Source organism: Mucilaginibacter sp. AK015, assembly GCF_014200785.1.
Taxonomy (GTDB): domain Bacteria; phylum Bacteroidota; class Bacteroidia; order Sphingobacteriales; family Sphingobacteriaceae; genus Mucilaginibacter.
Map to the genome: position 1 here is coordinate 12045 of NZ_JACHCV010000007.1, position 15314 is coordinate 27358.

Consider the following 15314-nt stretch of genomic DNA (forward strand, 5'->3'; position numbering starts at 1 on the left):
AAAATTTCAATATTAAAATTAACCGAAGCTAAAGCAAATCCTTTTTGTTATAAAAGGGATATAAATTACTATGCTTATATGAGCGATCTTATCTGGAAAACCTGTTCTTCCGAATATATACATAAGGGTCCCTGGGCTACTTTGCGAACCGATAAATGCGAAATGCCCGACGGCACCATAGTAGACCAGTATTATGTACTGGAATACCCCAATTGGGCTAACGCGGTAGCACTTACCGGGGATAATAAAATATTGATGGTTCGCCAGTACAGGCATGCCGCTAACATTGTATCGCTGGAGATACCGGGCGGTGTTATAGAGGATGGCGAAGACCCGGAAGAGGCCATGCGCCGTGAGTTATTGGAGGAAACCGGTTACCGGTTTGATGATGTGGAACTGATAAGCACCGTTTATGCCAACCCCTCAACCGCAAACAATAAAACCTTTTGCTACCTGGCTAAAGGGGGGCAAAAGGTACAGGAACAAAAACTTGACGAACACGAACGCCTTGTGGTAGAAGAATATACCATAGCCGAAGTAAAGCAGCTGCTGGCCGAAAACAAGATAGCCCAGGCGCTGCATTGCACCGGGCTGTTTTATGCTTTAATGAAGTTGGGCGAATTATAATTCAACACAACTGTCAGTCTGAGCTTGTCGAAGATTACCACTTTGTCAGTGGTTCGGCAGGCTCACCATGACTTATTTGTCTCAAAATACGATCAGTATCTGTCCTTTTTCAACCTTATCCCCCGGTTTGATCTTGACGGTTTTAACGGTAACGTCTGCCGGGGCTTTAATGATGTTTTCCATCTTCATGGCTTCCAGCACAAATAAGTTATCGCCCTTTTTTACTTCGGCGCCTTCCTCAACAAGTACTTTCAAAACCAGCCCGGGCATAGGCGCTTTTATATCACTAACCTTTGCCGTCATTAAATTACTAAGGCCCATTTTATCAAGCAGTACGTCAAACTGATCTTTAGCGGTAAGGCTGTAAATAGTATTATTCACTTTTATCTGGGCCGTTTTTGCTTCGCTATCAAAGCTTACCACCTCGGCGTTATACGAACCGTTGTCGTTAATAACGTGGTAAAGCATATCATTCAACCGGGCGATATCCGCATTAACGATATTGCCGTTAACGGTTAGCGTCTCATCTTTTCTGTCAACCTCAAAATCGTGCTTATTGTTAACTTTAATTTTGTACATATTATGTGGTATGATCTTCCGAATTTAAAAATTAACAGGATAATTAGCCCTATTTAGTAAATATATATTGTATAAGGTTTGCCCCCATTCTTAAAGCTTTAAGGCGCGCTTCCTGGGTGTCGCCGGCGTAGGTGCCGTAATCTTCCCAACCGTTACCCAGGTCGCATTCGTAAGTGTAAAAGCAAACCAGGCGCCCTTTGTATATCAGCCCGAAACCCTGTGGGCGCTTGCCGTCGTGCTCGTGTATTTTTGGCAACCCGTTAGGGAAGCTATATTTTTGGTGATAGATGGCATAGTTGGGTGGGAGTTCCACAAAATCCAGTTCCGGGAAAACTTTTTTCATTTGCGGGCGAATAAATTTATCAAAGCCATAGTTATCATCTATGTGCAAAAAGCCGCCGCCTGTTAAATACTTGCGCAGGTTGCGGGCTTCCTGGTCGCTGAAGATAACGTTGCCATGCCCGGTCATAAATACAAACGGATAATTATACAACTGCTCGCTGCCAACCTCAACCACCTCCTCTTCGGGCTCAAAGTTTGTTTTTAAGTTTTGGTTGCAAAATTTAATGAGGTTCACCAGGGCCGTGCGGTCGCCATACCAGTCGCCGCCGCCATTGTACTTTAGCCGGCCCATTTTGTACGATGGCGCTGTAAGGCTGCTGATACAAAACACCAGGGCAACGGCTATAACAGTGAAAATGGATGATCTCATTTACCGGTTTAAAAAATTCACTTCAAAACAAGCCTCTAACGCCGCGGTCTCGGTACGCAGGCGGCTTTCGCCTAAAGTTATGGCTTTGTATCCATTCTGCAAAGCGGCATCAACCTCGCCCGGGGCAAAATCGCCTTCAGGCCCTATCAGTATCAGGTAACGGCCTTGCTTTTTAAGAGATGCGGCCAGGCTTACCTTTTCGCCTTCATCGCAATGCGCTATAAACCTTTGCCCATCAAACGGCTGTTTCAAAAAATGGTTAAACGCTACCGGCGCATTTAAAACCGGATGATAGGCCTTTATGGATTGTTTGATTGCCGAGGTGATGATCTTATTCAACCGCTCTACCTTCGCCTCCTTACGCTCTGATCGCTGACAAATAATGAGAGATATCTCATCAATACCTATCTCGGTAGCTTTTTCCAGGAACCACTCCACCCTGTCGAGGTTTTTCGTGGGCGCTATAGCTATGTGCAGGTAATGATCACGTTTATGAAATTCGTGGGTGGCCGAATTTATTTGGATGATGGTGCGCTTGGGGTGCGCATCTTTAATTTCGGCCTTATACAAGCCGCCTTTACCGTCTATCAGGCTAACTTCATCCCCAATATTAAGGCGCAATACACGTACCGCATGCTTACTCTCTTCCTCACTTAAAAAGTATTGGGGTAATGCAGGGTCGATATCGGGTGTGTAAAAAAGATGCATTTTATGTTAAAAGAGACGCGATGTGTCGCGTCTCTACCTCAAACAATCATCGTAGAAACGCGATACTTCGCGTCTTTATATCATTTATAATTAATGCAGGTCTACCGCATCTTCTTCGTTGATCAGCAGCTCCAGCTTTACCGATTCGATGTTCTGATCGGATTTTTTTAGTACGGTGATGTTGTACCCGTTGCTTTCCTTCTGCTCGCCTACATCAGGTATTTTACCAAATATGTGGCCCAACCAGCCCGATACGGTATCAAAGTCGCCATCTTCGGGCAGGTCGTGAGGCAGATGCTCATTTACATCGTATATAGGTGCAAGGGCATTCACCACAAACTCGCGGTCGTTTAGCTTCTCAACAATTGGTTTTTCCTCGTCAAACTCATCCTGTATCTCACCAACTAATTCTTCAACAATATCTTCCAGGGTCACCATTCCGGCCGTTCCTCCAAACTCGTCAGATACGATGGCTATTTGAATACGCTTTTGCTGCAATTCTGCCATCAGGTCGTTTATCTTTTTGGTTTCGGGTATAAAATATGGCTTACGGATAATGTCTTTAAGCACGATCGGCTCGTTACGAGCCAACAGGGGCAAAATATCTTTGGCGTGTACAATACCTACTATTTTATCAATAACATCATCATAAACCGGCATCCTTGAGTAGCCTTCGGTTATCAAGCACTCCAGCAGTTCCTCCTTGCTCGTATCTAATTCAATACCCGATATCTTGGTACGGGGTACCATAATGTTTTTTACTACGCGTTCGTTAAAATCAAACACGTTTTGTATCAGCTCATGCTCGTTCGAATCGAGCGCGCCTGTTTCGCGCCCCTGTTCCAACAGGTACTGCAACTCTTCTGAACTGTGGTGCGTTTCTCCGCCTTCCAGGGTGGTGATACCAAACAGCTTTAAAATAAAATTAGCAAAGCCGTTTAATACCCATATGGCCGGTCTGAAAACAACAAAGAAAAACCTTAGCGGTACAGATACCGCCATAACAGTCCCGGCCGATTTTTGAATTGCCAGCGATTTTGGCGCCAATTCGCCAAATACAATATGCAATATGGTAATAAAAGCAAACGAAACGATATGACTGGCGGTTACAAAGCCCGATGTAAGCGTAATACCTACACTCATAAAGCCACGCAATACAATATTGGTAACAACACCCTCGCCAACAACACCCAGGCCCAGTGATGCTATAGTAATACCCAATTGTGTAGCGGCCAGGTAACCGTCAAGATTATGCAGAATGCCCCTTGCTACCTTTGCAACGCCACTGCCGGCTTTGGCCCGGATCTCGATCTGCGAGCCCCTCACCCTCACCATCGCAAACTCAGCTGCTACAAAAAAGCCGTTGAGCAGCACCAAAAATATGGTAGCAAAAATATAAAATACACTTATTTCGTAGGGTCCGGGGTCCATTAATCAATTTATTTGTAAACAGGGAAAGTAGATTTATACAGCTCTAAACTTTCGGTAATTACTTTATGGGCATAGCGCACGCCCAGTAAATGCTCAATAGTAACATTCTTGCCTTCCAGCTTTTTATAATCCTTAAAAAAGCGCACAATTTCGGTCATAGCATGCGGGGGTAGCTCTGCAAGGTCGTTGATATAATTAACCGACATATCGTTTTTTGCTACCGCGATGATCTTATCGTCCTGCTCGCCATTATCTACCATGTGCATTACGCCCACAACCTTAGCTTCGATGATCGACATCGGAAAAACGTCTATCGAGCAAAGCACTAAAATATCAAGCGGATCTTTATCATCACAATAAGTTTGCGGGATAAAGCCATAATTGGCCGGGTACATTACTGACGAAAACAGTACGCGATCCAACTTTAAAAGTCCCGACTCTTTATCAATCTCGTATTTTGCCTTTGAACCCTTTGGTATCTCAATTATCGCGTTTACAGTTTCAGGAATATTATCGCCCGGTGAAACCTGGTGCCAGGGATGTTGTGTGCTCATGTATCTTTATATTAATTTACTTTTCTTTTGACTTTGCATACTGTCTTCTCACATAAGCAATAATCAGCGGAATTGTTGTAATAATTATCAAACCGAGTACTATGTACTCCAGATAATCCTTTAATTCGGGGAAGCGCCTGCCTAAAAAATAACCGGCTAAAGTTAAAATGGTTACCCAGGCTACGCTGCCAATAATATTGTAAATGGTAAACTTTTTAAGGTCAACCCTTACAACACCTGCAAATATAGGGGCAAATGTTCTAACTATGGGGAAAAATCTGCCTAAAATCAAGGCCATACCACCGTACTTGGCATAAAACTCTTCGGCAACGGCTATGTACCGCTTTTTAAAAAAAAAGGAGTCGTTTTTGTTGAATAGTACCGGCCCGGTGCGATAGCCAAACCAATAGCCGGTATAGTTACCCAAAATACCCGCCGCTATAAGCGAAAGCACTAAGGTGTAAATGGGCACATGTATTATGCCGGCAGCGCTTAGCAGGCCTGCCAGAAACAGCAAATAATCGCCCGGTAAGAAGAAACCAAAGAATAAACCGGTTTCGGCATATACCACTATAAGCAAAAGGTAAAAGCCACCACTGCTTAAAATAGACTGTGCGTCGGTTAAATTTTGAAGGTATTCCCAAAAGTTTTCCATTAACTATATCCGTAAAACTACAAATATTAAATGGATTTGTATTACCTAATCCGCTTCAAAGGAGAGGACTTTCTTTCTCTTTTAACTCCTCTCCTTCGGAGAGGGCCGGGGTGAGGCTTCCCCGTATTAAATAAGGGCGGAAATAAACGCCGGGTATACCCCGATAACGATAGTTGCGATAGCCGAAAACCCCAAAACAAACTTGTAATAGGCGGGCACTTCAACCTCGATACGCTCGGCGCTGCGGAAATACATCGCAATTATAACCCTGAAATAATAGAAGATGCTGATCATGGCATTAACTACTGCAACAATTACCAACCAGGTATTATAATGTGCCAGCGCACCAGAGAACATGAAGAATTTACCTATAAAGCCAGCAGTAAGCGGTATCCCTGCTAATGATAACATACTTATGGTAAGCACAAACGCCAAAAACGGATTAGTTTTACCAAGCCCGTTAAAGGCCTCGAAGCTATCACTCCTGGTTTGCTGTTTTACAAGGATAAACGCCCCAAAGGCGATAATTGACGCTACAGTATATGCGGCGCCGTATATGAGCACCGAATTAGCAGATGCCGCACCTAATGCTACAATAGCGAATAACAGGTAACCAGCATGTGAAATGCTGGAAAAAGCCATCATGCGTTTAAAGCTTTGCTGGTACAGTGCCGTTATATTGCCAATAAGCAGGGTTGCAATAGTAATGGTTAGCAATACCGGTGTCCAAAAACTGCTGATAGTCGAAAAACATGCTGAGAATAATCGCAGGAACGCAACTATACCTGCTACCTTAACTACAGTAGACATGAACAGTGTGATCAACGAAGGCGAACCTTCATACACATCCGGTGTCCAAAAATGGAACGGCGCTGCGCCAACCTTAAAGCAAAGGCCAACAATAACAAGCATAATCCCGGTATAAAACAACGGGTCGGTATTACGGGGATTGGTTAATACCCAATCGCGGATGCCATCCAGGTCGAACGATCCCGAAGAGCCATAAATCAGCGTAATACCAAACAGCAGGAAACCGGTCGAAAACGCACCCATCAAAAAGTATTTCAATGCTGCTTCATTTGAAGCAAAATCTTTTTTACGTATTCCTGCCAGTATATACAAACTAACCGACATGATCTCGATACCGATGAACAGCATGGCGAGGTTATGGTACGATACCATAACGATTATGCCTGCTAACGAGAATAATATTATGGCGTAGTATTCAGCAATGTGGTTGCTTATCCTGTCAAAATACCCTTTGGAAAGCAGCAATATCAATATGGTAGACGTAATACTTACTACCGAGAATGCAATAGAAAAGTTGTTGAACAACATCATACCATGATAAATCGGCACTGCGTTATTGCCCCATTGGGCTACTGCCGCGCCCAAAGCCGCAAGCAAACCAATAACGGTCACCGGCAATAAAGCCTTCTGAACTTTATATAAACCCAGGTATAATATTACGATGGGTAAAACAGATATGATTATTAGAGTGGTCATTTATATAAATTCTTTTAGAATTTTCCCGCGGCGAACTTCGCACTAACCGTGTTCACCAAATTTGTTACCGCTGCTTCTGATATATGCAATATAGGCTGCGGATAAACACCGATGCCAATGATCAACACGCATATTATTCCAAGCACCAGTTTTTCTGAACCGCTGATATCGGCGAATATGGCTGTCAGTTCATTCGTTTCGCCTTGCATTACGTTCTTGTACATACGCAGCATATATACCGCGCCAAATATGATGGTTAAGCCTGCAACTGCCGCAAACCAAATGTTATAGTTATAAACGCCTTTCAGCAATAAAAACTCCCCTACGAAACCGTTGGTCAACGGAAGCGCAACCGTGCCTAACACAATTATTAAAAACGCTATCGAGAAATGAGGCGCTACTTTAGCGATACCACCCATCTGGCCAATGTCTCGGGTGTTTAACCGGCGGCTGATAATATCCCATATGAAGAACATCCCCACCACGTTTATACCGTGACTAAGCATTTGTATCATGGCGCCTTGTACCCCCTGTGTTGTCCAGGCGAAGATGCCGGCGGCAATAAGGCCAACGTGCGCTATTGACGAATAAGCAACCAGGCGCTTGCCGTCTTTTTGGTTAAAGGCTATCAGCGAAGCGTAAACAATACCAATTATCGCTAATATAATAACCAGGTTTTGCCATTGCAGGAAACCCGCAGGCGCGTTTGGTATTAGCCAGCGGATAACACCGTAGATACCCATTTTCAGCATAATACCGGATAGCATCATGGTACCTGCCGAGGGCGCTTCAGTATAAGTATCAGGCTGCCAGGTATGGAAAGGGAACACCGGCATCTTTATAGCAAAGGCCACAAAGAAAGCCCAGAACACCCATGATTGCTGGGTTAAAGTAAGATTCAGATCGTTAAAACTCCTCAGGTCGTAAATACCGCCCGGGGTTTGCAGGGCCAGGTAAATGATGCCCAACAGCATAAATAACGACCCGGCGAACGTATAAATAAAAAATTTAATGGTAATGCGGATGCGGTTTCCGCCGCCCCACAAAGCGCAGATAAAATAAATAGGTATCAGCGCCGCTTCCCAGCCTACGTAAAATAAAAATCCATCAAGCGCTGTAAATACCGTGAGCATACCCGCCTGCATAAACAGTATCAGCGCGTAAAACGCCTTAGCATTTTTGTGCTGGTGCTTGTATGTAGTTAAAATGATAAGCGGCACCAGTACGGTGCTCAGCAAAACCATTATCATGCTGATACCATCTATCCCGGCTGTAAAATGCACACCCATTTGCGGTATCCAGGGTGCGTCAACGCCATATTGTACCGATGCATCGGGCACAAAGCCTGCCAGGAAATACAAAGCCACGGCAAGCTCCACGACAGCGAAAAACAAAGCCGCATGCTTTACTGTATCGTTCTTAAACAAGAGCACTAAAAGTGCTGCTACTACCGGTAAAAAAAGTAAAATACTAACCGTCATTTTATATCTTAAACGCCAAGCGCATTTATTTTAATTAAACTGTATACCAAAATGGCGATAATACCTAACACCATCATAAATATGTAAAAACCTACATTACCTGTTTGCAGCAGGCGCAAGCCCTTGCTTGTATCTAAAGTGCTTTTGCCCAGTCCGTTCACAAAGCCATCAATACCTAACTGCTCTACTACTTTGTAGAAGAACACTGATATAGCATCCAGCGGCTTACGGATAACCTTATCGTACAATTCGTCGATATAAAATTTATGGTACGACAGGTTTGATAATGCCGGGCGCTCTGCTTCGTCAGATACAGGTACGTGGTTTTTAGATACGTATTTAGTGTAGGCAAGGCCCATAGCTATCAGCGCCAAAAGCACCGACGCACCCATTAACACCCATTCGGTGCTGTGGCTTAACTCGTGCTCGCCTAATATTTTGGTTGATGCTTCAAATACGGGGGCAAGGTAAGCGCCTAATTCGTGATGACCGCCTAAAACCGCCGGTACGCCTATCATACCTGCAATAGCTGATAATATAGCCAGGATGATCAATGGTATGGTCATGTTAGCGGGCGACTCATGCACATGGTGTTCCTGTTCGTGCGTACCGCGGAACTTACCCCAGAAGGTAAGGTACATCATCCGGAACATATAGAATGAGGTTAAGCCGGCAGTGATAACACCCACTACATAAAAAGTGGTGCTATGCGCGAAGGCCGCAGCCAAAATTTCGTCCTTTGAAAAGAAACCCGAGAACGGAGGAATACCGGCGATAGCAATAGTGCCCACCAGCATGGTAATGAAGGTAACTTTTATTTTACCCTTTAACCCACCCATTTTTCGCATATCCTGCTCGCCGCCCATGGCGTGGATAACCGAGCCTGCGCCCAGGAATAATAAAGCTTTAAAGAAAGCATGCGTTAACACGTGGAAGAAAGCGCCTGTGTAAGCGCCGACGCCTAAACCTAAAAACATATAGCCTAACTGCGATACGGTTGAATAAGCCAGCACCTTTTTGATATCGGTTTGCGTAAGCGCAATTAACGCCGCGAACGCCGCGGTAGCTAACCCTACAATGGCAATTACTTCCATGGTATCCGGCGCAAGCGTAAACAGGATGTTCGAGCGGGCTATCATGTAGATACCGGCGGTAACCATGGTAGCAGCGTGTATCAATGCCGATACCGGCGTTGGGCCGGCCATAGCATCTGGCAGCCAGGTGAACAAAGGCAACTGGGCCGATTTACCAACAGCTCCTACGAATAACAATAGCGTAATTAATACAATTGGAGCACCTGCGGCAACCGCTCCGGTAGCCTTAGGGAAAATATCATTAAAAGCAACACTGCCAAAGGTGTTCATTAAAAGAAAAATACCGATCAGGAAACCAAGGTCGCCGATACGGTTCATTATGAAGGCTTTTTTAGCGGCATCAGCGTAACTTGGGTTGGTGTACCAGAAGCCGATAAGCAGGTATGAGCATAAGCCCACGCCTTCCCAGCCAATAAACATTACCAAATAGTTACTGCCCATTACCAGCAGCAGCATGAAGAAAACGAACAGGTTAAGGTACGCGAAGAATTTACCAAAGCCGTTATCATCGTGCATGTAGCCGATAGAGTATAAATGGATAAGGAAACCCACGCCGGTGATGATCAGCAGCATAATGGAGCTTAGATGATCTATAAGGAACGCGAATGGTATATGAAAATCGCCAACGGCTATCCAATCAAACAGGGTAACCTCAACGGGCACGCCCGAGTTTTTTATCTGAAAAAAAGTAGCAACGCTTATACCAAACGATACCAATACCAGCAAACTACCGATAGCCCCGATAAGGTTCTTCGGTAGCGTATTGCGCCCCAGTCCGTTAATAACAAAACCGGCTAAGGGTAGTACAGGAATAAGCCAGATCAAATTGTCCATTTATATACTTTAATTTCTTTTGTCATGCTGAACATCGTGGAGCATCTGCTCGGCGATAGATTCTTCGCTCTCGCTCAGAATGACAAACATTTTTAGTTCTTTTATAAATCCGAAATCGCAAATCCGAAATCCGAAATCAACTTACCATTTCAACCGGTTCAGCACGTTAATATCTATACTGTTGGTGTTACGGTATATCATTACTATAATAGCCAGGCCTACCGCAACTTCGGCGGCGGCAAGCGCCATAATAAAAAATACAAATACCTGCCCGGCTGCATCGCCCCGATAAACCGAAAAGGCGGTAAGCAGCAAGTTCACCGAGTTAAGCATCAGCTCAACCGACATGAATATTACAATGGCATTGCGGCGCAATAAAACGCCCATTACACCTATCGAAAATATAATAGCGCTTAATAAAATGTAGTGGTTAAGCGGCACCGCTTGAATGGTATGGGTTAAACTTTCCATCAGATGGTTGCTTTTGTTTCATTAGGATCTTTAGTAGCCAGCAGCACCGCGCCAACCATTGCCGATAACAGCAATACCGACGATACTTCAAACGGCAGCAAGAATTCGTTGAATAATACTTTCCCGAGGTTTTTTACCAGGCCAAGCTCAGGGTTCTTGAGCACCACCGGATCTGATACGCCTAATGATTTCAGGGATGACACCAGCGCTACCGCCAATATCCCTCCGCCAAATACAGCGGCTATCTTCACCATAAACGGCTTAACCGGCTCGCTTTCTTTATTCAGGTTTATCAGCATCAATGTATATAGAAACAGTACCAGTATGGCGCCCATATAAACTATAAAGTTTACAATGGCCAAAAACTGCGCGTTCATTAATATATAATGGATGGTGAATGTAAAGAAGGTGAGTATAAGGTACAGTATACTATGCACCGGGTTTTTTGCAGAAATAACCAGTATTGAAAAGAATATGGATAAAAACGCGATGAAGTAAAATGTACTCATGTTTATATTTTACAATATACTTTTGCCCTGCTCAAAAGAGTTGGGCAAAGGTATAAAACTTCTGTTATTGATTTAAAGGTGCTTCTACTAATTTGTCTTTACCGTAAATAAAATCCTTGCGCAAATAATCCGATGGGATAATATCGCCATCAAGGTATATCGCTTCTTTAGGGCAGGCCTCTTCGCATAAGCCGCAAAAAATACAGCGCAGCATATTTATTTCGTAAACGGCAGCATACTTTTCTTCGCGATACAAGTGCTCCTCGCCTTTCTGGCGCTCGGCAGCTTGCATGGTGATAGCCTCGGCCGGGCATGATAATGCGCAAAGGCCGCAAGCGGTACAGCGCTCGGCGCCATTTTCGTCGCGTTTAAGCGAGTGCATGCCACGGTAGTTCTCAGAAAACTCTCGTTTTTCGTCGGGATAGGCAATAGTAACCGGTTTTTTAAAGAAGTGCTTCATGGTGATGGCTAAGCCACTCACAATAGCAGGCAGGTAAGCCCGCTCCCAAAAATTGAGCGGCTTTACGGTTAATTGCTTCTTTTTATTACTTAATGATTCCATTAAAACTTAACCTCTCTCTAATTTAAAAAAGTAATAACAATACCGGTAACAACAATATTAGCTATGGCCAAAGGTATCAATACCTTCCAGCCCAGGTCCATCAACTGGTCGTAACGGAAACGCGGGATAGTCCAGCGTACCCACATAAAAAAGAAGATGAACAGGAATATTTTTGCAAAAAACACCGCGGTACCAATAAGCGGCCCTATAACGGGGCCAACATGCGCGGCAACCCAATCCATACCGGGGTAATTGTAACCACCCCAATACAGGGTAGCCATTACTGCCGAAGATATAAACATGTTGATATACTCGGCAAACAGGTAAAAACCAAGCTTCATAGACGAATACTCGGTATGGTAGCCGCCAACCAGCTCGGTTTCGCACTCGGGAAGGTCAAACGGTGTACGGTTGGTTTCGGCAAAGGCGCAAACCATAAACAGCAGGAAACCTACCGGCTGATACAATACGTTCCAGTGCCAGCCGTGCTGCTGCGCGGCAATCTCGCCCAGACTTAAAGTTTGGGTAACCATCAGCAGGGCGATAATAGAAAGCCCCATTGAAATTTCGTAGCTGATATTTTGCGATGCCGCACGGATAGCGCCCAATAACGAGTATTTGTTGTTTGATGCCCAGCCGCCTATCATTACACCATACACGCCTAATGATACTACACCGAAAATATACAGGATACCTACATTGATATCAGTGACTTGTAAAGGGATAACCTTATCACCTATGACCAGGTTTTGCCCCCACGGTATAACAGCCGAACCGATACAAGCCGTTAATATAGCCAGCGAAGGGCCAACGATAAACAGGAACGATGTAGCATTGGTTGGGATGATCTCTTCCTTCATGAACATCTTCATCCCATCGGCGAGCGGCTGAAACATACCACCCGGCCCGGCACGGTTAGGGCCTACCCTATCCTGAAAAAACGCCGCTATTTTACGTTCAGCATAGGTAGAGTACATAGCTACTACCAGGCTTATTAAAAATATAACGATTATAAGGCCAAATTTAATGGCTATATCTGCTAATTCCATTACAGGCGTGTCTCCCTTTCAAATTGTTCTTTATTCGCTTCTATCAATACCGGGTTGGTTTTCACAACCGGCAACGGTTTTAACGTATCATAGTGATTGGCGCTGATCACAGATTTGTGCGATACTTTACGCGGGCCTTCTATTATCCAGTCGGTGGTCTTCTTTTTATCAAAACGGCAGGTGTTGCAAATAAATGCTTCGGCCTCACCATACTCGTCTTTACGGGCGGTTACGCGCAATACATCTTCGCCCTTGTACCATAAAGTTACTTTACCACAGCATTTTGGGTTTTCGCATTCGCGATGCGCTTCCACAGGCTTGGTAAACCAAACGCGGTTTCTGAAACGGAAGGTTTTATCAGTTAATGCGCCAACAGGGCATACATCAATCACGTTACCGCTAAAATCGTTATCAACGGCTTTTTGAATATAGGTTGATATCTCTGAGTGGTCGCCGCGGTTTAAAATACCATGTACGCGGTGGTCTGTTATCTGGTCGGCAACAAACACGCAACGATAGCACAGGATGCAGCGCGTCATGTGCAGTTGTATCTTATCGCCGATATCTATTCTTTCAAATGTACGGCGGTCAAACTCATAGCGGGTTTTAGCAGCACCGTGTTCGTAACTCAGGTCCTGTAAATGGCATTCGCCTGCCTGGTCACAAACGGGGCAATCCAGCGGGTGGTTTATCAATAACATCTCTACCACACCCTTGCGCGCCTCAATAACTTCGGGCGAAGTAATGTTCTTTACCTCCATGCCATCCATTACCGTTGTACGGCAGCTGGCCACCAGCTTTGGCATAGGGCGGGGGTCTTTTTCAGAGCCCTTGCTAACCTGCACCAAACAAGTACGGCATTTACCACCGGTACCTTCCAGCTTAGAGTAATAGCACATAGCCGGCGGAACAATGTCGCCACCTATCAGCCTCGCGGCGTTCAGGATGGTTGTCCCGGCTTCTACTTCAATAGGAAATCCGTCTATCGTAACTTTCATCTGACTTATCGTCCTTTTATATCGTTCCCGTCATTGCGAGCGATAGCGTGGCAATCTTCAACACGCTTGTCGCAAACTTTTCTATCGAGGATTGCTTCGTTCCTCGCAATGACGCTTTGTTATTCTTATTTAACTCGCCGCTACTTCCAACTTCGGCAGCGGGTCTGCATAATGCGCTAACCCAAAGTTACGGATTGTTGCTTCATGCGGGTGTGTTACATGCCATTCAAATTCATCCCTGAAGTGGCGTATAGCGCTGGCCACCGGCCATGCTGCCGCGTCACCCAGCGGACAGATAGTGTTACCTTCAATTTTTTTACTTACATCAACCAGCAGGTCCATGTCGCTCATTTTACCGTGGCCGTATTCCAGGCGGTGTAAAACTTTCTCCATCCACCCGGTACCCTCACGGCAAGGCGAACATTGCCCGCAGCTTTCGTGATGATAAAAACGGGCGAAATTCCAGGTATTTCTTACGATACACTGGTCTTCGTCATAAGCTATAAAACCACCTGAACCCATCATGGTACCGCTTACAAAGCCACCCTCGGCCAATGATTCGTAGCTCATCAGGCGGGGCTCGTTGTTAATGGTTTTCATGAACAGGTTGGCCGGTAATATCGGCACGGATGACCCGCCTGCTACAACCGCTTTTAAACGTTTGCCGTTTGCAATACCACCGCAATATTCGTCGCTGTATAAAAATTCTTCAACCGGCAGGCCCAGGTCAATTTCATAAACGCCGGGTTTGCGCAAGTTACCGCCTGCAGATATCAGCTTGGTACCTGTGCTGCGGCCAATGCCAATTTTGGCATACTCGTCGCCGCCATCGTTAATGATAGGTACCACGGCCGCGATAGACTCTACATTGTTCACCACCGTTGGGCAACCATACAAACCTGCAATGGCCGGGAAGGGCGGTTTTATCCTGGGATTACCGCGTTTTCCTTCAAGCGACTCCAGCAAAGCGGTTTCTTCGCCGCAGATGTAAGCGCCGCCGCCTGGCTGTACGTAAAGCTCCAGGTCGTACCCGGTGCCTAAAATGTTTTTACCCAAAAAGCCTTTTGCCTTTGCTTCGGCGATGGCTTTTTCAAGGATGCGTATCTGCGGCATCATTTCGCCGCGTACGTATATATATGATGTATTAGCACCCAGCGCAAAGCTGGCTACAATCATCCCCTCAATTAATAAGTGAGGGATGTGGGTCATTAAATAGCGGTCTTTAAATGTACCGGGCTCCGATTCATCAGCGTTACAAACCAGGTAACGGGCAACACCCGCCGGCTTGGCTAAAAAGCTCCACTTCATCCCGGTAGGGAAACCTGCACCGCCACGGCCGCGCAAGCCTGATTTTTTAACCTCCTCTACCACTTCGTCGGGAGTAAGGGCTTTCAGAGCCTTTTCAACAGCAGCGTAACCGCCTTTTGAGCGGTAAACATCAAATGTATTGATGCCGGGTACGTTTATATGTTCTAAAAGTAATTTACGAGCCATTGTTGGTAAACTATAATCCTAAAAGGTGAAATTCTAAATCCTAAACTCTA

General features: G+C 45.1%; 16 protein-coding genes. 1 reads left to right on the top strand and 15 read right to left on the bottom strand.

Features of this window, described 5'->3' with window-relative positions; all coding sequences use genetic code 11:
* The first annotated feature begins 78 nt into the window (after positions 1-78).
* Positions 79-627, top strand: a complete 549-nt coding sequence (locus HDC91_RS19030; RefSeq protein WP_183554925.1) for an NUDIX hydrolase — start codon at positions 79-81, stop codon at positions 625-627.
* An 81-nt stretch (positions 628-708) separates the two neighbouring features.
* Here HDC91_RS19030 and HDC91_RS19035 read toward each other — a convergent pair whose 3' ends face one another.
* The 15 genes from HDC91_RS19035 to nuoF form a co-directional block, all read right to left on the bottom strand.
* Positions 709-1206, bottom strand: coding sequence for an acetyl-CoA carboxylase biotin carboxyl carrier protein subunit (locus tag HDC91_RS19035; RefSeq protein ID WP_183554927.1), 498 nt, complete (start codon positions 1204-1206; stop codon positions 709-711).
* Positions 1207-1255: 49 nt separating this feature from the next.
* A complete protein-coding gene (locus HDC91_RS19040) occupies positions 1256-1918 on the bottom strand; it encodes a DUF4159 domain-containing protein (protein ID WP_183554929.1) in 663 nt (220 codons plus the stop codon).
* A complete protein-coding gene (locus tag HDC91_RS19045) occupies positions 1919-2626 on the bottom strand; it encodes a 16S rRNA (uracil(1498)-N(3))-methyltransferase (RefSeq protein ID WP_183554932.1) in 708 nt (235 codons plus the stop codon).
* A gap of 90 nt (positions 2627-2716) precedes the next feature.
* Positions 2717-4057 (bottom strand): hemolysin family protein, encoded by a 1341-nt coding sequence (locus tag HDC91_RS19050; RefSeq protein ID WP_162430229.1) that lies wholly within the window; start codon positions 4055-4057, stop codon positions 2717-2719.
* A gap of 8 nt (positions 4058-4065) precedes the next feature.
* Entirely contained in the window at positions 4066-4611 is a 546-nt protein-coding gene (locus HDC91_RS19055) for an inorganic diphosphatase (RefSeq protein WP_162430228.1), read from the bottom strand.
* Positions 4612-4627: 16 nt separating this feature from the next.
* Positions 4628-5266 carry a DedA family protein gene (locus tag HDC91_RS19060; protein ID WP_162430227.1) on the bottom strand — a complete coding sequence of 213 codons (639 nt, stop codon included), beginning with the start codon at positions 5264-5266 and terminating at the stop codon, positions 4628-4630.
* A gap of 126 nt (positions 5267-5392) precedes the next feature.
* Entirely contained in the window at positions 5393-6772 is a 1380-nt protein-coding gene (locus HDC91_RS19065; protein ID WP_183554934.1) for an NADH-quinone oxidoreductase subunit N, read from the bottom strand.
* Between the two features lie 14 nt (positions 6773-6786).
* Complete coding sequence (locus HDC91_RS19070; RefSeq protein WP_183554936.1) at positions 6787-8253, bottom strand: NuoM family protein; 1467 nt, start codon at positions 8251-8253, stop codon at positions 6787-6789.
* Between the two features lie 8 nt (positions 8254-8261).
* The gene (nuoL, locus tag HDC91_RS19075) at positions 8262-10181 is read right to left on the bottom strand and encodes an NADH-quinone oxidoreductase subunit L (protein ID WP_183554938.1); all 1920 of its coding nucleotides are present in this window, start codon (positions 10179-10181) and stop codon (positions 8262-8264) included.
* A gap of 141 nt (positions 10182-10322) precedes the next feature.
* Positions 10323-10652: an NADH-quinone oxidoreductase subunit NuoK gene (gene nuoK / locus HDC91_RS19080; protein ID WP_067056863.1), complete on the bottom strand. Its 330-nt coding sequence runs from the start codon at positions 10650-10652 to the stop codon at positions 10323-10325.
* Complete coding sequence (locus tag HDC91_RS19085; RefSeq protein WP_183554940.1) at positions 10652-11161, bottom strand: NADH-quinone oxidoreductase subunit J; 510 nt, start codon at positions 11159-11161, stop codon at positions 10652-10654. The genes nuoK and HDC91_RS19085 overlap by 1 nt, the downstream gene beginning before the upstream one ends.
* Before the next feature lie 64 nt (positions 11162-11225).
* The gene (locus HDC91_RS19090) at positions 11226-11723 is read right to left on the bottom strand and encodes an NADH-quinone oxidoreductase subunit I (RefSeq protein ID WP_183554942.1); all 498 of its coding nucleotides are present in this window, start codon (positions 11721-11723) and stop codon (positions 11226-11228) included.
* A 17-nt stretch (positions 11724-11740) separates the two neighbouring features.
* Positions 11741-12772, bottom strand: a complete 1032-nt coding sequence (nuoH, locus tag HDC91_RS19095; RefSeq protein WP_162430222.1) for an NADH-quinone oxidoreductase subunit NuoH — start codon at positions 12770-12772, stop codon at positions 11741-11743.
* On the bottom strand, positions 12772-13770 hold the full coding sequence (locus HDC91_RS19100; RefSeq protein WP_183554944.1) for a 2Fe-2S iron-sulfur cluster-binding protein: 999 nt from the start codon (positions 13768-13770) through the stop codon (positions 12772-12774). Before HDC91_RS19100 ends, nuoH begins: the two co-directional genes overlap by 1 nt.
* Before the next feature lie 129 nt (positions 13771-13899).
* Entirely contained in the window at positions 13900-15264 is a 1365-nt protein-coding gene (gene nuoF / locus HDC91_RS19105; RefSeq protein WP_183554946.1) for an NADH-quinone oxidoreductase subunit NuoF, read from the bottom strand.
* Between the last annotated feature and the right edge of the window lie 50 nt (positions 15265-15314).